The sequence below is a fragment of the Arthrobacter cavernae genome (assembly GCF_017368795.1).
Lineage (GTDB): Bacteria > Actinomycetota > Actinomycetes > Actinomycetales > Micrococcaceae > Arthrobacter > Arthrobacter cavernae.
The window spans coordinates 1-18,037 of the sequence record NZ_JAFNLL010000039.1 but is presented as its reverse complement, the minus strand read 5'-3'; the positions used below and the strand labels follow the sequence as shown (position 1 = coordinate 18,037).

General features: G+C 66.1%; 14 protein-coding genes. 7 read left to right on the top strand and 7 right to left on the bottom strand.

The annotated features are described in order from the left end of the window. Positions 1-207: 207 nt before the first annotated feature. Entirely contained in the window at positions 208-1,041 is an 834-nt protein-coding gene (locus J1902_RS14960) for a hydroxymethylpyrimidine/phosphomethylpyrimidine kinase (RefSeq protein ID WP_372434556.1), read from the top strand. A 61-nt stretch (positions 1,042-1,102) separates the two neighbouring features. On the opposite strand, the gene J1902_RS14955 is transcribed toward J1902_RS14960, so the two are convergent. After that, on the bottom strand, positions 1,103-2,035 hold the full coding sequence (locus J1902_RS14955; RefSeq protein WP_207617106.1) for a cytochrome b/b6 domain-containing protein: 933 nt from the start codon (positions 2,033-2,035) through the stop codon (positions 1,103-1,105). Positions 2,036-2,372: 337 nt separating this feature from the next. Here J1902_RS14955 and J1902_RS14950 point away from each other — a divergent pair, with 337 nt between their 5' ends. The 3 genes from J1902_RS14950 to J1902_RS14940 are packed head-to-tail and all read left to right on the top strand — an operon-like array spanning position 2,373 to position 4,204. Further along, positions 2,373-3,035 carry a TetR/AcrR family transcriptional regulator gene (locus tag J1902_RS14950; RefSeq protein WP_207617105.1) on the top strand — a complete coding sequence of 221 codons (663 nt, stop codon included), beginning with the start codon at positions 2,373-2,375 and terminating at the stop codon, positions 3,033-3,035. A gap of 58 nt (positions 3,036-3,093) precedes the next feature. After that, positions 3,094-3,639, top strand: a complete 546-nt coding sequence (locus tag J1902_RS14945; RefSeq protein WP_207617104.1) for a helix-turn-helix domain-containing protein — start codon at positions 3,094-3,096, stop codon at positions 3,637-3,639. Next, the gene (locus J1902_RS14940) at positions 3,629-4,204 is read left to right on the top strand and encodes a DUF6036 family nucleotidyltransferase (RefSeq protein ID WP_207617103.1); all 576 of its coding nucleotides are present in this window, start codon (positions 3,629-3,631) and stop codon (positions 4,202-4,204) included. Before J1902_RS14945 ends, J1902_RS14940 begins: the two co-directional genes overlap by 11 nt. A 21-nt stretch (positions 4,205-4,225) precedes the next feature. Here the strand turns inward: J1902_RS14940 and J1902_RS14935 are convergent, their stop codons facing one another. The 3 genes from J1902_RS14935 to J1902_RS14925 all read right to left on the bottom strand — a co-directional run bounded on the left by J1902_RS14935 (position 4,226) and on the right by J1902_RS14925 (position 9,548). Beyond that, entirely contained in the window at positions 4,226-5,503 is a 1,278-nt protein-coding gene (locus J1902_RS14935; protein ID WP_372434557.1) for a serpin family protein, read from the bottom strand. 87 nt (positions 5,504-5,590) lie between these two features. After that, complete coding sequence (locus tag J1902_RS14930; RefSeq protein WP_207617102.1) at positions 5,591-7,912, bottom strand: MMPL family transporter; 2,322 nt, start codon at positions 7,910-7,912, stop codon at positions 5,591-5,593. A 121-nt stretch (positions 7,913-8,033) separates the two neighbouring features. Continuing rightward, positions 8,034-9,548: an XRE family transcriptional regulator gene (locus tag J1902_RS14925; RefSeq protein WP_207617101.1), complete on the bottom strand. Its 1,515-nt coding sequence runs from the start codon at positions 9,546-9,548 to the stop codon at positions 8,034-8,036. Between the two features lie 155 nt (positions 9,549-9,703). Here J1902_RS14925 and aceA point away from each other — a divergent pair, with 155 nt between their 5' ends. After that, on the top strand, positions 9,704-11,017 hold the full coding sequence (gene aceA / locus J1902_RS14920; protein WP_207617100.1) for an isocitrate lyase: 1,314 nt from the start codon (positions 9,704-9,706) through the stop codon (positions 11,015-11,017). 93 nt (positions 11,018-11,110) lie between these two features. Beyond that, positions 11,111-12,763: a malate synthase A gene (gene aceB, locus J1902_RS14915; RefSeq protein ID WP_207617099.1), complete on the top strand. Its 1,653-nt coding sequence runs from the start codon at positions 11,111-11,113 to the stop codon at positions 12,761-12,763. Positions 12,764-12,952: 189 nt separating this feature from the next. Here the strand turns inward: aceB and J1902_RS14910 are convergent, their stop codons facing one another. The 3 genes from J1902_RS14910 to J1902_RS14900 all read right to left on the bottom strand — a co-directional run bounded on the left by J1902_RS14910 (position 12,953) and on the right by J1902_RS14900 (position 16,739). Next, on the bottom strand, positions 12,953-14,503 hold the full coding sequence (locus tag J1902_RS14910; protein ID WP_207617098.1) for an APC family permease: 1,551 nt from the start codon (positions 14,501-14,503) through the stop codon (positions 12,953-12,955). A gap of 221 nt (positions 14,504-14,724) precedes the next feature. Further along, positions 14,725-16,224: an aldehyde dehydrogenase family protein gene (locus tag J1902_RS14905; protein WP_207617097.1), complete on the bottom strand. Its 1,500-nt coding sequence runs from the start codon at positions 16,222-16,224 to the stop codon at positions 14,725-14,727. Positions 16,225-16,274: 50 nt separating this feature from the next. Further along, positions 16,275-16,739, bottom strand: coding sequence for a hypothetical protein (locus J1902_RS14900; protein WP_207617096.1), 465 nt, complete (start codon positions 16,737-16,739; stop codon positions 16,275-16,277). 119 nt (positions 16,740-16,858) lie between these two features. On the opposite strand from J1902_RS14900, the gene J1902_RS14895 reads away from it, so the two are divergent. Beyond that, positions 16,859-18,037: copper amine oxidase (locus J1902_RS14895; RefSeq protein ID WP_443623206.1), on the top strand; the 1,179-nt coding region annotated here is incomplete at its 3' end.

The window sequence follows — 18,037 nt, the reverse complement described above, 5'->3', positions numbered from 1 at the left end:
AAACTAGCCCAGTGACTCCACACAGCTTGACAACTTTCGAGCGTTTTGCCAAAACGCCCCAAAAGTGAGAGAGCGTCTGGGGGACGACGACGGCGGACGGCCCGTGCACCCCGCCGCCGCAGCTGCGTACCGGGCTTTGCACGGCTAAGAAACAGGGCACGGCTGAGAAAACGGGGCACGGCTGAGGCAAGTGGCAAGATGGAAGCCATGACTTCAGCCGTTGCTCCTGCCATTGCCCTGACCATCGCCGGCTCCGAAGCGACCGGCGGTGCCGGCGCCCAGGCCGACCTCAAGACCTTCCAGGAACTCGGTGTCTTCGGCATCGCGAACCTGACCTGCATCGTGTCCTTCGATCCCAAGGACAGCTGGAACCACCGTTTTGTGCCGGTGGACCAGCAGGTCATCGCGGACCAGTTGGAGGCGACGACGGCGGCCTACGGTGCCGCTTCCGGCGCACCGTCCGTGCTGGACACCGTGAAGATCGGCATGCTGGGCAGCCCTGCAACCATCAGCACCGTAGAGAAGGCGCTGGCCGGCGGCTCGTTTGCGAACGTGGTGCTGGATCCCGTACTGATCTGCAAGGGTCAGGAGCCGGGACACGCCCTGGACACCGACCAGGCCCTGAAGGCCCAGATCTTGCCGCTGGCCACCTTCGTCACGCCGAACCACTTCGAGGCGGAGTCGCTCTCGGGCCTCGAGATCACGGACGAGGAAAGCCTGAAGGCCGCGGCCATCCGCATCCACGAGATCAGCGGCGCCGCCGTCCTCGCCAAAGGCGGGGTGCGGCTGGCAGGCCCGGACGCCGTCGACGTCTATTACGACGGCGAGACCCTCGAAGTCCTGCGCGCACCGAAAGTGGGCGAGGTGGCGGTGTCCGGTGCGGGCTGCTCGCTGGCCGCTGCCGTGACGGCCGAGCTCGCCAAGGGTGCCACGCCGCTGGAAGCCGCCCGGTCCGCGAAGGCCTTTGTCACCACGGGCATCAAGAACCGCGTGGCCTCGGGCGCTCCATTCGATGCCCTCTGGCAGGGCGGCGCGCGCTAGGTCTTGACGCAAGGAAAGCCGCTCCGGAACCATCCGGGGCGGCTTTCCTTGCGTGATTTGGCTACCGCGACACCTTGCCCATGAGGGACGCGATGGGGCGCAGGAACAGCGGGCGGGCCAGGAACCAGGCCGCGACGATCACCAGGATCGCGGCGGCGAAGAAGCCGAAGCCGAGCCAGCTGTCGCCGTCGTTCGCGGCAAACATGTGGTTAAGGTTGCGCAGGGCCCCGGTGGTCAGGACCAGCGTCACGTGGACGATGATGAACAGCACGAAGAAGATCATCACGGGGTAGTGGATCTTGCGGGCCAGCTCCATCGGGAAGAACTTGTTCAGCGTGGGTGCCTTCTTGGGCCAGGCCGGGGACGTGCGCAGGCCTGTGAGCAGTGACAGCGGGGCGGCGATGAACACCACGGCGAAGTACGTCAGCAGCTGCAGGCTGTTGTAGTTGATCCAGCCGTTCTCGGTGGGCCAGTTGAGGGAGGCGTACTGGAGTGCGGCGGACAGCGCGTTGGGGAAGACGTCCCAGCTGGTGGGCACGATCCGCAGCCATTGGCCGGTCGCGAACAGCAGGATGATGAAGACGATCCCGTTCAGGACCCACAGCGCGTCAAGCGTGAGGTGAAACCACAGCTCCAGGCTGATCTTGGTGGGCGGGTTCTTGGTCTTGATGAAGCCCTTGTTGTTCCGGGTCCAGCTCCCGGCGGAACGGGTGGTGGTCCGCACCTGCCAGCCCGTGCGGATGATCAGCACCAGGAAGAACATGTTGAGGAAGTGCTGCCAGCCCAGCCACGCGGGCAGGCCAGTGGGCGTTCCGGCGGGCAGCTCGGAGTGGCCGGGGTAGGCGGTGATGAAGTCCTGCACCCCGGTCATGGACCGCAGCCACTTGGCCAGGAGCACCACCAGCAGCATTGCCACGAGTGCCGCGACCGCGATGGCAACGGGCTTGAACCACTTGCTCGACGTGATCCCGGAAGTCTTGCTTGAAACGGACATCAGGCCGCGTTCCTCTCTGGCTTGTTCGGCGTGCGGTCAATCAGCGCGCTCTCCTAGCGATTCAATCAGGTACGGCACCATCGTGAAAACGCTCCCCGCGATTCCGGCGGCCGTTGCGTCAAAAATCGCAGCATTGGGGCCCTGCAGGTGAGCGCAAGCAGCCCGGAACCGCGAACATTTTCTAGAACCGATTTCTAGGATTATTTCCTGTGCTGCCAAGGCTGTCAAGGGAACATGGACCTTGAATTCGGCACTTGGAAATGTACGATTCTAAGAACGCACGCCGATCACAGCCGTGCTGCTGCCGCCAAGCTCGTCAGGATGAAAGGAGCCGTCCATGGTCCGCAAGACGGGCGACGCCGCCAAGAGCGAAAGCTCCTGGCACTGGAACCGGACGGCGGAGACCCGGCGGAACCTCCTGGACGCGGCCACGGCCGTGTTTTGCGAACGCGGCTTCACCGACGCCAGCATCGCCGACGTCGTTGCCCGCGCGGGATCCAGCGTGGGCAGCCTCTACCACCACTTCGGCGGCAAGACCGAGCTGTTCCTTGCCCTCTGGGATGACTACCAGAACGAGCACGAGCGCGTGGTGGCCGCGGCCGTCGCCACGGCCCGGAAGTCCGGCGAGCACGACCCCTTGGCGCTGTTCAACATCGGCAGCCAAAGCTATTTCGACTACACGTGGAAGCACCGGAAACTGGAACGCGTGTTCATCGAGGGCGACACACCCCCGGGCTTCGAGGTGGTGCGGCGCGAGCGCGGGCGGGAGTGGGTCCGGCAGAACAGCGTCCTGCTGGGCGCCAGCGGCGACACCCTCGGCAGGCTCACGGTCGCCGTGGTCACCGACATCATCACAGTGGCAGGCCACGAGGTCGCCGTGAGCACCAACAAACGGCAGGCCACCGAAGTGATGGAAGCCGCCGTCGTCCTGCTGGGCAGGCTGACGCCGCACGCCAAGGGCGAGAGCCCGGACGAGCCCCCGGACCTGGCAGCTCACTGATCAGGTCAGCGATCCAGTAGCCCTGTTTCCCGCATCTGCACGGGAGTACCATGCAGGCATGATGGGTGTCGACGTCGAGCGTCTGCTCGGGCAGGCCCGGGACCTCGCTGAGGCCAGCGAAAATCTGCGCCAGAAGCAGCTGACGGCCGCGCACTGCCGGCAGGAAGCGATCCTGTCCCTCCACGCCGTCGGCCTGTCCATCCGGGACATCGCGAGCCGGCTGGACTGCAGCCCGGCGGTCATCCATGCGGCCATCAAAGCAGCCCGTGCCCGCCGGCCGCACATGCCCCGGCGAGAAGATCGGATCCCCTTCGAGCTCCACGTGCAGCTTGGACTCAAGCTCCGTGACGACGGGGTTTCGGTCCGTCAAATTGCTCGCGCCGGCATTGCCAGAATGCGCCAAAGGCCACGAAACCCCATCGCCGTGGAATGGATCGACAGCTGGGAGGCCCTGCTTGGATTACCCGTGGGGCAGATCGAGGCGGCCATGCTTGCAGACAACCCCTTTGCCGCGGAGATGAGGCAGATGAGCCCCTTTGCGGGCGCCCTGACCGACCAGGAACGGATCATTGCGATAAGGAAGGCGGCCACAAATGCGCCGTGAAGAACTTGAGCACGCGATTCGTGCGGCTACAGAAATTACCCGTGAAGACCGGGTTATCGTCTTCGGCAGCCAGTCAATTCTTGGATCGTTCACTGAAGACCAGCTGCCCGGGGCCGCAACAATGTCAGACGGAGTCAACATCGCCCCCATGGCCGACGATGCCTCGGGCACCCAAACAGACAGCCTTGATGCAGCACTTGGCGAATGGTCACCATTCCACACCGAGTACGGAATTTATGTCCAGGGCGCCAGCAGGGAAACCGCGGTTCTCCCCCGCGACTGGGAGTACCGGCTGGTGAGCGTCCGGAACGAGAACACCCGGAACAGTACCGGCCTTTGCCTGGATCCGTATGACCTATGTGCAGCCAAACTCATCGCCGGACGCCCGAAGGACCACGCCTTCGTTCTCGCACTGGTCGAATCACACTTGATCGACCCGGGCAAGCTGGCTGACAGGGTCGAACTTATCGACCCCGCCGAGCCCCGCCGCGAGAGCGCCATGAGATGGGCCAAGGCCGCGCATCCGTCACCTCACCTGAACGCGCGTCCAGCGCTGCCTCACTAGGCGCGAGGCACCGTTTCAACGTTACCGCGGATCCGCGACCTTCCCCATGAACAGCGGCAGCCCCGTCTCGAGATGCACGATCTGGTAATGGAACGGCCTGTCGAAGATGATGATCCGCTCCGGCAGGGGCGGTGCGCTGACGTCCCTGGCGTTGATCTGCGTCACCGCCGCGGCGACCGTGCCCTTTTCCGCGACGGTGATGTTGGCTGCCTGCGCGGCCTGGGTGATGGTCAGCCCCCGCCGGATCGCGTTGAAGTCACGCGTTGTGTTCAGGGTGGTTTTCAGCCCCAGCGTTCCAAGGACCTTGCGCAGCTCGAAGCTGCTCTTGTGGTCCCACTTGGGCAACTGGATCTGCACCATCTCCGGTGCGGCGGACTCGAGTGCGACGGCGATCTCCGCCAGTTTCGCCGCATCCGGCGCGTCAGCACCGGCGTCGGGCAGCACCAGCCGCATCACGAAACCTTCGGCGTACGGCAGGTCAACGCCACGCCAGCCCGTGCCCTCCGCATAGGCCATCTGTTGCTCGCCCAGCATGGTGGGCACGCTGATTTCCCCGCCGTCTGCCTTGGTGAACGGCAGGTCCACGGTGACCTGCGGGTCAAAGGGTACCTGCCACGCGGCCGCGAAGTACAGCGCGTTGAGCAGGCTGAACGTGTTGTCCGGATCGTATTTGGCTGGCGCCTTCTTGATCCGCCCGCCCGTGTTCTTGTCCACCCAGGCGTCGATGGCAGGCTTGGTCACGGCCTCGTCCCGGAAGTCAACGGGGTACACGCCGGTGCCGTAGTGCCTGGCGAGCGTGGCCAGATAGTCGGCGCCGGTGGGCTCGTTTTTGTCCACAAACAGGCCGTTGGCGGCATGCATCACCGGCTTCCGCGGCGGGTTGTCCTCGTCCACGGAACCGGGGTCGCCGTCGAACTTCGCGAGCGACGCGAGCAGCGCGTTCATGGCCTCGTCCCGCCCTTCGGCAGGGAACCCCAGCACGGAGTCCATCTCGGCGGCGGTTTCCCCTGATGCCCCGGCGCGGAGCATGGCCAGGGCGATCAGCAGGCTGCCCGGCGAGGAGATCACGTTTCCGCTACCGCCTTCGCCCCCGTCTGCCAGCAGCGCCTCGCCCAGCTTCCACGCGGAAGTCCGGAACCCGGACAGTTCTGCCGGGTAAGCCGCGCGGTCCACGGAAACCCGCTCGACGCCGTCGGCCGTTAAAAGCCCGGGGGCCCTTGAAGGCCCAGGGGCTGACGGCGAACACGCCGTCAGCCCCACCAGAGAGACCGCCGCCACAAATCCGGCCACGCGCATCATTCCCACAGCTGCCCCCTCAGAACGTCGGCGGGACCCCGCCTCCCTTCAGTCAACCAGCCTGGCTGCGTGGGCACGATGGCGGAGCGGTCACAGTTTGCTGTCGATTTGGTTCCGCTTCAGGTTTCCCGGCCACCAGATCCTCGGGCCGAGGTCATAGCAGAGTGCCGGGACCAGCAGCGTGCGGACCAGGAACGTATCCAGCAGCACACCGAAGGCCACGATGAACGAGATCTGCGCCAGGAACAGCACCGGCAGCACGCCCAGGGCCGCAAACGTCGCCGCCAGCACAATTCCGGCAGAGGTGATCACGCCTCCCGTGGCCGTCAGGCCCCGCAGAATTCCAGGCCGCGTGCCCAGCTTCAGCGATTCCTCGCGGACCCGCGTCATCAGGAAGATGTTGTAGTCGATGCCCAGCGCCACGAGGAACACAAACCCGAACAGCGGCACCGATGCATCCGCGCCGGGGAAGTTGAAGACCTTGTTGAACACCAGCGCCGAGACGCCCAGGGCAGCGAAGAAGGACACCACCACCGTGCCCACCAGCAGCACCGGAGCCAGCACCGAGCGCAGCAGGAGCATCAGGATCAGCAGGATGACCACCAGCACCACGGGAATGATCAGGTTGCGGTCGTGGATGGTGGTCTCGTTGGTATCGATCGCCACCGCCGTGGTGCCGCCGATCAGCACGTCCGAGCCCCAGCCCTTGTCCGCGAAGTTACCCCGCAGCTCCTTGACCGTCGCCTCCGCCTCAGGGGATTCGGGAGCATCCTTCAGCGTCGCCTGCAGCATCACCTTGCCGTCCACCACGGCGGCCACAGGAGCCGTGGTACCCGGACGGCCGGCCATGATGCCGTCAGCGGTGACGGGGGCTGTACCGCCAGGCGCGCTCTTGGCCATGACCGTGACGCTCTCCACGCCGTCGTTCCCCGTCAGTTCACGCACGACGTCGGTCATCTTGCCTTCCGGTGCGATCACCACCGCCGGCGCACCGGAGCCGGCGGGGAAGTGCCGGCCCAGCACCGTCTGGCCGTCGCGTGCATCCGAGTGGCCGATCACAAAGTCACTCGTGGGCACGCCGTCGGCCTTCAGCTGGAGCATCCCGGCACCGGCCGCGAGCAGCACCGCCAGGGAGACCACCCACACCACGCGGGGCTTCCGGGAAACCAGGCCGGCGACCTTGGGCCAGACGCCCTTGGCGGGTTCGGCGGCGGGTCCGGCTGTGGGTCCGGCCTCTGCACGGAGGGAGCCGTCGGCGCCGGGAACGCGCTCGGAATCAAACTTCGGGCGTACCGGCCAGTACGCCACGCGGCCGGCCCACAGCATGAGGGCAGGCAGCAGCGTCAGGGAGGCCAGGAAAGCGAACACAATGCCGATCGCCGCCACGGGGCCAAGCGCCTTGTTGGAGTTCAGGTCGCTCAACAGGAGGCAGAGCAGGCCGGCCACAACGGTGCCCGCAGAGGCCGCAATGGGCTCGAACGAGCCGCGCAGGGCCGCGACGGTGGCGTCCCATTTGCTCTCGCCGAGACGAAGCTCCTCGCGGTACCGGGAAACGTAAAGCAGCGAGTAGTCCGTAGCCGCACCGATCACCAGGATCATCAGAATGCCCTGGGTCTGGCCGCTGAGCAGGAGAATGTCCACTTTAGCCAGCGCCACCACCGTGGAGATCGCAGCGGTGAGCGCTATGACCGATGTGCCGAGGACAATCAGTGGCAGCAGCGGCGAGCGGTACACGATCACCAAGATGACCAGTACGACGGCGAGCGCCACGATCAGCAGCAGGCCGTCCAGCCCCCTGAACGCACCGGAGATGTCCGCGGACAGGCCCGCGGGTCCCGTGACGTACGCGCTGATGCCGTCCGTCCCGCTGTCCTTGAGTTCGGCACGGATATTCTTGACGGTCTCCGAAATCTTGACCGATTTGTCCAAGGGCACGAACGCAGAGGCTGCCTTGCCGTCCTCGGACAGCACCAGCGGGGACACGGAGTCCGGCACTACGCCGTGCAGTCCCTGGATGGTTTCCAGCCGGGATTCAAGGGCGATCCTGTCCGCCTCGGTGAGGGGAGCGGCATCCGCAGCGGCACCCGCCGCGCCTTCGCGGCTGAACACGAGCGTTGCCGGGACAATGTTGCCGTCACGGAAGCCGCGTTGCAGGTGCAGCACGGACGTGGCGTCGGCGCTGGCCGGCAGGTGCTCGGCCTGATCATTGACGGCAACCTTGTTGACTTCGCCGAAAGACTTGCCGCCGGCTCCGAACGCAGCCACCCAGACCAGGATCAGCAGCACCGGGATGAGCACCCGGAGCCAGGTGGGAGGCCCCGAGCGGGGCTTCCTGGGTCCCGGCGACGTTCCCGACGAAGTGGCGGGCGCTGGTGCTTGGGGCTGTGCGGGCGCTTGAGCCTGCGTAGGCATGGGCTTCCTCTCGGTAGAACTGTCACTTCGACCGTATGGAGAGGCCGGACGGGTTACATCAATCGAATGGTTGATCCGGGCATCCATCCTTTTCGGCGCCAATGCGGGCGCGGGCGCCGGCTCAGTTCCCAGAGTGCGCCGCCAGGAACGAGTAGACCTCGGTTTCGTCCACGCCGGGGAAGGCGCCCGGGGGCATCGCGGCCAGCAGGTGCGTGTTGGCCCGCGCCGCCGGCCACGCGTTTCCGGCCCACTCGGAAGCCAGTGCCGCCGGGGGCCGCTTGCAGCAGTTCGGGTCCGGGCAGGTGGACGTTTCCCGCGCCGTGGTTTCCCGGCCGCGGAACCACTTCACGTGCTGGTACGGCACCCCGATCGACAGCGAGAACTCGCCGCTCGCCGAGCGCTCCGTCCGGGCCGTGCACCAGTACGTGCCGGACGGGGTGTCCGTGTACTGGCTGTAGGCGCTGAACTTGTCCGGCACATCGAACACTGCTCGCGAGGTCCAGGCCTTGCACGACGGCTGGCCCTCGATGGCGCCGGTGTGGTCCATGGGGAACGTCACGCCGTCGTTCTCGTAGGCCTTATAGATGATGCCGCTCTTGTGGGTCTTCTGGAAGTGGGTGGTGATGCCCAGATGCGTCGTGGCCAGGTTGGTGAAGCGGTGCGCTGCGGTTTCGTAGGAGACGGCAAAGGCGTCCCGGATGTCCTCCACGGCGATTTCCTTGGCGGCCTTGGCCTTCTGCAGGAAGTCGACGGTGGCCTGTTCGGGCAGCAGGAGGGCGGCCGCGAAGTAGTTGGTGGCCACCCGCTGGCCGAGGAAGTCGGCGTAGTTGCGCGGAGTTTCATGTCCCAGGACGTAGTGCCCCAGTGCCTGCAGTAGCACGGAACGGGGGTCGTGGTCCTGCCGTGGGCTCTGCGTCAGGTAAATTCTGCGGTTCTTCAAATCGGTCACCGAACGGGTGGAATGCGGCAAATCGCCCACATGGTGGAGGGTGAATCCGAGCTTCTCGGCGATGTCCGCAATCACGTGCTGGCTCAGCGGCCCGGCCGTGTAACCCACCAGCGCCAGCACCTTCTGGGCCTCGGCCTCGTACTCCGGGAAGTAGTTGCCGCGCTCGCGCATCATGGCGCGCAGTTCACCGTTCGCACGGCGGGCTTCTTCCGGCGTCGCCACCTGCTCGTTGAGCTTGCGTTCGAGCTCGTGCAGCAGCCCCACCTGGGCCTCCAGCACATCGAGCGGAAGCCGCGAGCTGATGCGGATTTTCGGCAGGTTGAGGGACTCGTACAGGGGTCCTCGCTGGTAGCGTTCCAGCTCGATTTCCAGGGCCGCGCGGCGGTTGGGCGGCTCGGCGCCGAGCAGTTGGTCGATGCTCACGTTCAGGGCGGCGGCCAACCCCTGCAGCAGGGACAGCTTGGGCTCCCGCTTGCCGTTTTCGATCAGGCTCAGCTGGCTCGGTGCCGTCCCGACGGCGGTGCCCAGGTCATCGAGCGTGAGCCCGGCCTGCTTGCGCAGATGCCGCACGCGGCGGCCCAGGCTGATGACGTCCAGTTCAGGGGCGGCGGCGGACGACGACGGCGGTGCGACTTCGCGATTCCAGCTTGCAGGCGACATTTCTTGAGAATACGCGAAGAAGTGCATTTCTTTCCATAGTTTTCCTCTAGAAACCCTCTTGAAACTGCTGAAAAGTAATAACCACGGAAAGAAACACCAGCTCCGTACCGCCGGCCGGAACTGCAACGACGCAGCGACGGCCGGCCTCGGAGCAACAAATCAGCGTCAAAGGAGACAGAAAAATGACTGCAGCATTTGAACCAGAGCAGACCGCACAGCAGCAGGCCGCAGCCCTGGAGCTCGAATGGGCTGCCAACCCGCGTTGGGAAGGCGTCACCCGCGACTACTCGGCCGCCGACGTCGTCAAGCTCCGCGGCCGTGTCTCCGAAGAGCACACCCTGGCCCGCCGCGGCTCGGAGAAGCTGTGGAAGCAGCTCACGGAAGAGCACAGCACCGGCAAGTACACCAACGCCCTGGGCGCCCTCACCGGCAACCAGGCAGTCCAGCAGGTCAAGGCCGGCCTCCGCGCCATCTACCTCTCCGGCTGGCAGGTTGCCGCGGACGCCAACAACTCCGGCCACACCTACCCGGACCAGTCCCTGTACCCGGCCAACTCCGTCCCCACGGTGGTCCGCCGCATCAACAACGCCCTGCTCCGTGCAGACCAGATCGAATACTCCGAGGGCGTCAAGTCCGTTGAGGACTGGCTGGTCCCGATCGTCGCCGACGCCGAGGCCGGTTTCGGTGGCCCGCTGAACGCCTACGAGCTCATGAAGTCCATGATCCAGGCCGGCGCGGCAGGCGTGCACTGGGAAGACCAGCTCGCTTCGGAGAAGAAGTGCGGCCACCTCGGCGGCAAGGTCCTCATCCCCACCCAGCAGCACGTCCGGACCCTGAACGCCGCCCGCCTGGCCGCCGACGTCGCCGGCACCCCCACGGTGGTCATCGCCCGCACCGACGCCGAGGCAGCCACGCTGATCACCTCCGACGTCGATCCCCGCGACCAGGAATTCGTCACCGGCGAGCGCACGGCGGAGGGCTTCTACAAGGTCCGCAACGGCATCGAACCCTGCATCGCCCGCGCCAAGGCCTACGCCCCATACTCCGACCTCATCTGGATGGAAACGGGCACCCCGGACCTTGAGCTGGCCCGCAAGTTCGCCGAGGCCGTCAAGTCCGAGTTCCCGGACCAGATGCTCTCCTACAACTGCTCCCCGTCCTTCAACTGGCGCAAGCACCTGGACGACGCCACCATCGCCAAGTTCCAGCGTGAACTCGGCGCCATGGGCTTCACGTTCCAGTTCATCACCCTGGCCGGCTTCCACGCCCTGAACTACTCGATGTTCGATCTGGCCCACGGCTACGCCCGTGAAGGCATGACCGCCTACGTCGAGCTGCAGGAGAAGGAATTCGCCTCCGAGTCCCGCGGCTACACCGCAACCAAGCACCAGCGCGAAGTCGGCACCGGCTACTTCGACGACATTGCAACTGCGCTCAACCCGAACGCATCCACCCTGGCCCTGGTGGGATCCACCGAAGAAGGCCAGTTCCACTAAAACTTCCCCAACTAGATAGCAGTAGGTGTCGTTTTGAACGCTCAGAACGACACCTACTGCGACCCAGTTGGGACCCGCTAAGGAGAGATTGAAATGAACAGCTTCACTGACAACTTCACCATCAACGGCATCACGTTGACCGCACAGCCCATCCACCGTCAGAACGAGGTTCTCACCCCGGATGCCCTGGAGTTCGTCGCACGGCTGCACAAGGCAACTGCCGAGCGCCGCCAGGAGCTGATGCAGGCCCGCCACGGCCGCCGCGGCCAGATCGCCTCCGGCCAGGACCCCCGCTTCCTGCCGGAAACCGAAGGCATCCGCAACGATCCCAACTGGCGCGTCGCTCCCCCGGCCCCGGGCCTGGAAGACCGCCGCGTGGAGATCACCGGACCCGTTGACCGCAAGATGACCATCAACGCGCTCAACTCGGGCGCCAAGGTCTGGCTGGCCGACATGGAGGATTCCTCCACCCCCACTTGGCGCAACGTCATCCAGGGCCAGCTGAACCTGACGGACGCCCTGGAGCGCCGCATCGATTTCACCTCCCCCGAGGGCAAGGAATACAAGCTCCGCGCCGCCGAGGACCTGCCCACCATCGTGGTCCGCCCCCGCGGCTGGCACCTCCCGGAAAAGCACATGCTGATCGACGGCAAGCCCGTTGCCGGCGGAATTGTTGACTTTGGACTGTACTTCTTCCACAACGCCAAGCGCCTGCTGGCCCAGGGCAAGGGCCCGTACTTCTACCTGCCGAAGATCGAAAACCGCCTCGAGGCCCGCCTCTGGAACGACATCTTCATCCTGGCCCAGGACCTGCTGGGCATCCCGCAGGGCACCATCCGCGCCACGGTGCTGATCGAGACCATTACGGCCGCCTTCGAGATGGAAGAGATCCTGTACGAACTGCGCGACCACGCTTCCGGGCTGAACGCCGGCCGCTGGGACTACATCTTCTCGCTGATCAAGAACTTCCGTACCCGCGGCCCCCGCTTCGTCCTGCCGGACCGCGGCCAGGTCACCATGACCCAGCCGTTCATGCGGGCCTACACGGAGCAGCTGGTCCGGGCCTGCCACCGCCGCGGTGCCATGGCGATCGGCGGCATGGCTGCCGCTGTCCCCAACCGCAAGGACGAGGCAGCCAACACGGCCTCCTTCGAGAAGGTGCGCGCCGACAAGACCCGCGAGGCCAACGACGGCTTCGACGGTTCCTGGGTGGCCCACCCGGACCTGGTGCCGGTCTGCCGCGAGGTGTTCAGCGGCGTCCTGGGCGAGCGTCCCAACCAGCTGGACCGCTCGCGTGAGGACGTCACGCCGGATGACCGTGCCCTGATCGATGTCGCCAGCACCGAGGGCACCATCACCGAGACCGGCATCCGCCTCAACATCGAGGTGGGCATCCGCTACATCGAGTCGTGGCTGCGCGGCAACGGTGCGGTGGCCATCCACAACCTGATGGAGGACGCGGCCACGGCCGAGATCTCCCGCTCGCAGATCTGGCAGTGGATCTACTCCCACGCCATCACGGAGCAGGGCGATGTCATCACCCGCGAATGGGTGGAGGACATGCTGGACGAGGAATTCGCCCGGCTGGAGCGCTTCGACGGCGATCGCTTTGCCGATGCCAAGAGCATCTTCGAAGAGGTCACGCTGGCCGAGGACTTCCCCACCTTCCTGACCATCCCGGCCTACGCCCGGTTCCTGACGGAGGCCCGTGAAGAGGCCACCCATGAGGAACTCGTAGCCGCATAGGACCCGTCCGCTGGGCTGCCTGCACTCTTCGCAACAAGTGACCCCGATGGCCGGGGAGGCAGCCCAGCAACGGAAAACTCCATAGCGCGAACCACTTGCGCGAACGAACAGTTGAGGCCCTTATCCGCGGATTTTGGGGCCTCAACTGTTCGTTCGCGCCGGTGTTTTGCAGAGCTCGACGGCGGTGCGTCAGCTACGCGGCAGCAGCGCCCCGGCGTCGTGCGAGCCGCCGTCGTGCGAGCCGCCGTCGTGCGAAACGTCGGTGGACGCCACGCCGTCGCGGACCTTGTTGCCACGGATGTAGCCCACGATCCCGAGGGCCAGGATGCAGCCGAGCGTACCGAGGGCGAACGCCTCGAAGGTGAACTGAGGAACGCCCCAGATCGCCTCGAAGTCGTATTCCAGGCCGAAGAGCATGTCCAGGGTGCCGGGGAAGATTGCCACCCAGGAGCCGATCAGGATCCAGACGAAGCAGATGGCACCCAGGATGCGGAAACCGGCGTCGGACACGGGAACCTTGAACGGACGCTCGACGAGCGGGTACTTGCTCCGCAGCCTGACTGCGGCTGGGATCGCGAACAGGTAGCTCAGCAGGAACGTAGAGATCGCGATGGCCAGCACTACGCCGAACAGGGCGCTGCTTGTACCGCTCAGCTGCATGGCGGCGAGCATGAACACCGTGGCAACCACGCCGGAGAGCGTATTGACGCGGATGGGGGTTCCCAGTTTGGGGTGGAACCGGCCGAAATACCCGCCGAAGAAGGAGCCGTCGGCAGCTGCCATGGCCTGCATGCGGTCGCTGATGATCATCCAGGCCGCGCCCTGGGAGACCAGCACGAAGCAGAAGACGACCGCAGAAACAGCCAGCATCGCCTCGGCTGCGGGGCCGAACACCGAGTATACGGTGGCCACTGCACCGAAAAGTCCGCCGATGCCGGTGATCTGGTCCAGCGGCACCACCAGCAGGATGGCCAGGATCGGCAGGAGGTAGCTCGCCGCGGCGATCATGGAGGAACGGGCGACGGAGATGGGAACGTCCTTGGCCGGGTTTTTCATCTCCCCGGCGGCGCTATTCCCGGACTCGAAGCCGAGGAACGAGAAGAGCAGCAGCGGGGTGACGCCCAGGAAGCCAGCCAAAGTGGGCGAGAAGAAGCCGAGGTCCAGTCCGTTGAAGCCGTGCTGCAGTCCGTAGACCAGGGTGACGATGATGAAGAAGGTTAGGAATGCGACCTTGAGGATGGCGCCGAGCGAGGGCAGCCACTTGCCGTGCTTCAGGCTGACGATGGCCGAGGTGACGGTGATCCAGATGAAGACCAGTTTGAACACATAGTCGCCCACGCTGCCTGCCTCGACATGCCCGACATACTCGGACCACGTCTCCACGGCGACGAAGGCCATTGCCCCGCCCACCCAGACGGGCTGCGTGACCCAGGTAAACAGGGACGTGATCGCGGCAACCACCCGGCCAAAGGCCATCTTGGTCCAGACGTACACCCCGCCTTCTTCGGTGAACGCCCCGCCGGTCTCCGCGAAGATCAAGCCGTACGGGACCATGAACGTGACGGCGAGGATGAGGGTCCAGGTGAACGTCTCCCCGCCGAAGCCGGAGACTTGGCCCAGGACCTCCACCGAGATGACGGCCGCGACCACCAGCAGGAGGATGTCGAAGCGACCGAGCGATTTCTGCAGATGCTTGCTTTGCTCTTGGGCAAGGCGTGTTGAAGCTGATGGCTGAGCCATGATTCGTCCTTTGCTACTGCTAAAAGTTTGCTGCTGCTAAAGAAGGATTGGAAGGGCGCCGTTGTGGTCCCGGCTGTAGACGGCGCGGCCTCCGGCGGGCTTCCCCCGTAGCCCCTGCGCGCCGGGCTTGGTCTGCTGTCACGACCAGCGTAGGCCTGTGAGTTGCATCACGTAAACAATGGAATCGCGATGTAGATCATCTGTTCTATAGATGTAACTTGCTAGCCGAACTGGATCCACGTGGTCTTCGGGGCCGTGTAGTTGTCGAAGGCATGCAGGGAAAGGTCCCTGCCGAACCCGGACTGCTTGAAACCACCGAAAGGAGTGGTGTTGCCCAGCGCGTCCACGGTGTTCACGGACACTGTTCCTGCGAGCAGTTCGCCGGCCACGCGGTGCGCCCGGGACAGATCCGAGGTCCACACCGATGCTGCCAGGCCGTAGTCCGTGTCATTGGCCAGGGCCACCGCCTCTTCCTCGGCATCGAAGGGATGCAGCACGGCCACGGGCCCGAAGATCTCCTCGCGGTGTACATCGTGGTCCGCCGGGAGTCCGCCCAGCAGGGTTGGTTCCAGGTAGGCGTCGGAGCCGCAGATGTCCCGCCGGACGCCGCCGAAAAGCACCTCTCCCTCGGTGCGGCCGCGCACGATCCAGCGTTCGACGTCGTCCGCGTGGGCGCTGCTGATCAGCGCACCGTTTCCTTCCAGCCCGGCCAGCGGATCGGCCGGGGCATAGGCGGCCGCGGCCTCGGCGAGCAGGGAGGCAAACTCGTCGTGGACGGAGCGCTGGACCAGGATGCGCGAGTTCGCCGAGCACACTTGCCCCTGGTTGTAGAAGGCGCCGAAGGCGGCCTTGGCGGCCGCCGTGGCGAGGTCTGCGGTGTCCGCGAAGATGATGTTGGAGCTCTTGCCGCCAGCTTCAAGGCTCAGCCGCTTGAGGTTGCTGCGGCCGGAGGCCTCTAGCAGGGTGCGGGAAACGGCGGTGGACCCGGTGAAGGCCAGGGCGTCGACGTCCATGTGGTGGGCCAGGGCGGCCCCCACGTCCCGGCCGGTTCCGGTGACGATGTTGAGGACGCCGTCGGGCAGCCCTGCCTCGGCGGCCAGTTCGGCCAAGCGCAGCACGCTCAGTGAGGTCTGCTCGGCCGGCTTGAGCACCAGCGTGTTCCCGGCCGCGAGCGCGGGGGCCAGCTTCCAGACCGCGATTTCCAGGGGGAAGTTCCACGGCACGATGGCCGCCACCACGCCCAGCGGTTCGCGGGTTACCAGCGCCGTCGCCCCGGGCGGCACGGCGGGCAGTTCGCCGCTTTGCTTGTCTGCTGCCTCGGCATACCAGCGCAGCGTGGAGATGGCGCCCGGAACATCCACCGTGGTGGTCTGCAGGATCGGCTTCCCGCTGTCCATCGACTCCAGCAGCGCCAGTTCATCCGAGTGCTGCTCTAACAGCGCGGCCAAGGCGAGCAGCAGATTCTTGCGACCCTCCGCGCCCCTGCGGGACCAGGCGGGGAAGGCGCGGCGCGCGGCGGCCACCGCCCGGTCGACGTCGGCGGCACCGCACGCGGCCAGATCCGCCAGGACGCGGCCATCAATGGGGCTGGTGACGCTCCGGACGGCACCCTCCTTGGCGGCGCTCCTGCGTCCGTCGATGAACGCGCGGCCATCGATCGCCAGGGCGTCGGCGCGGCCGTGCCAGCCGGTCAAAAGGGTAGTGCTGGGGATGGTGTTCATGGTGGCTCCTGTGCATAGGGGGCTGGTATGGGGGTTCGGTTTACGGGTTGTCAGTGTTCGACGGCGGTGCGGGCGGCCGCGGGCCGCGCAGTCCGGGACAGGCGGAGGGCCGTGGAGGCGCCCATGAGGCACACCAGTTCCACCGCCATGAGGGCGAGCATGGCCGCACTGTGGGCCGGCAAGGGGTTGGCGCCGCCTGCAGCTGCGCCGGCCGCGTGATGGGCCCCGGCTACAGGCGTGGTCAGCAGGACCAGGTGGATCAGGATCATGGCGGCAGTCATCGCCAACAGGTGCCCGGCGGCCCGGCCGGCGCAGCGGCCGGCCAGCATGGGAGCCGCGCAGGCGAGGCACGCAGCGCCCATTGCGGCCATCCACCAGGCCATGGCTCCGCCCGGGCCGGTAACCGCCGCCACCACGTGGGCAGTGGCACTGGCCGCCGCCGCGGAGGTGACGAGGCCGGCCGGGAGAAGAGCGGCCGGGAGGCGCGAAGAGCGCGGACGTTTGAGCAGGTCCATGATCCTCCTGGTTGCCTGGCGGACCCGAATCCGGGACTTTACGTCAGGCCTGTGAGCTGGGTAACATCAAAGTGTTGGTTGAACAGTTGTACCATCAAAACTCGACTTCAGGAAGTGCCATGACCCTTCAGACGACCCCCCTGGCCACGCTGACGCAGCACCCGCTGGGACAGCTCTCAGCCCAGGAAATCCACGAAGCCCGCCGGATCCTGGCCGACGCCGGGCTTGTGGCCGAGACCACCCGCTTCGCCTACCTCGGCTTGGTTGAGCCGCCCAAGGCTGCCCTGTACCCGGGCCACGAGCGGCACGGCGCAGATACCGGCCGCACCATCCGTGCCATGCTCTGGGATGCGGCACTGTCCCGCTCCTTGGATGTGCGGCTCTCCCTGGCCACCGGCGACGTCCTGGAGCAGCGCGAACTCGATCCCGCCGTCGACGGCCAATTGCCCGTCCTGCTGGAGGAATTCGAGATCATCGAACAGATCCTGACCGCGGACCCGCAGTGGAAGGCCGCACTTGCCTCCCGCGGCCTCACCCCGGAGCAGGTCCGCGTGGCGCCACTGTCCGCAGGCGTCTTCGAGTACGAAAACGAGACGGGCAAGCGCCTCCTGCGGGGCCTGGGATTCCGCCAGGACCACCCCGGAGACCACGCCTGGGCGCACCCGATCGACGGCCTCGTAGCCTTCGTTGACGTGGAAAACCGACGCGTGAACCACCTGATCGACGACGGCCCCGTCCCGGTCCCGGAGGTCAACGGCAACTACACCGACCCCGCGATCCGCGGCGAGCTGCGCACGGACCTGAAGCCGATCGACATCACCCAGCCGGAAGGCCCCAGCTTCGCCCTGGACGGCAACCACCTGTCCTGGCTCGGCTGGGACCTGCGCGTGGGCTTCGATGCCCGCGAGGGTCTGGTCCTCCACCAGATCCACCACACGCACAACGGCCGCCGCCGCCCGGTGGTCCACCGCGCGTCGATCTCCGAAATGGTGGTCCCCTACGGCGACCCGTCCCCGTACCGGAGCTGGCAGAACTACTTCGACTCCGGCGAATACCTGGTGGGCAGGGACGCAAACTCGCTCAAGCTCGGCTGCGACTGCCTGGGCGACATCACCTACATGTCCCCGGTGGTGGCCGACGACTTCGGCAACCCGCGCACCATCGAAAACGGCATCTGCATCCATGAGGAAGACGCCGGGATCCTGTGGAAGCACACGGACGAGTGGGCCGGCTCCAACGAGGTCCGCCGCAACCGCCGCCTGGTGGTCTCCTTCTTCACCACCGTGGGCAACTACGAC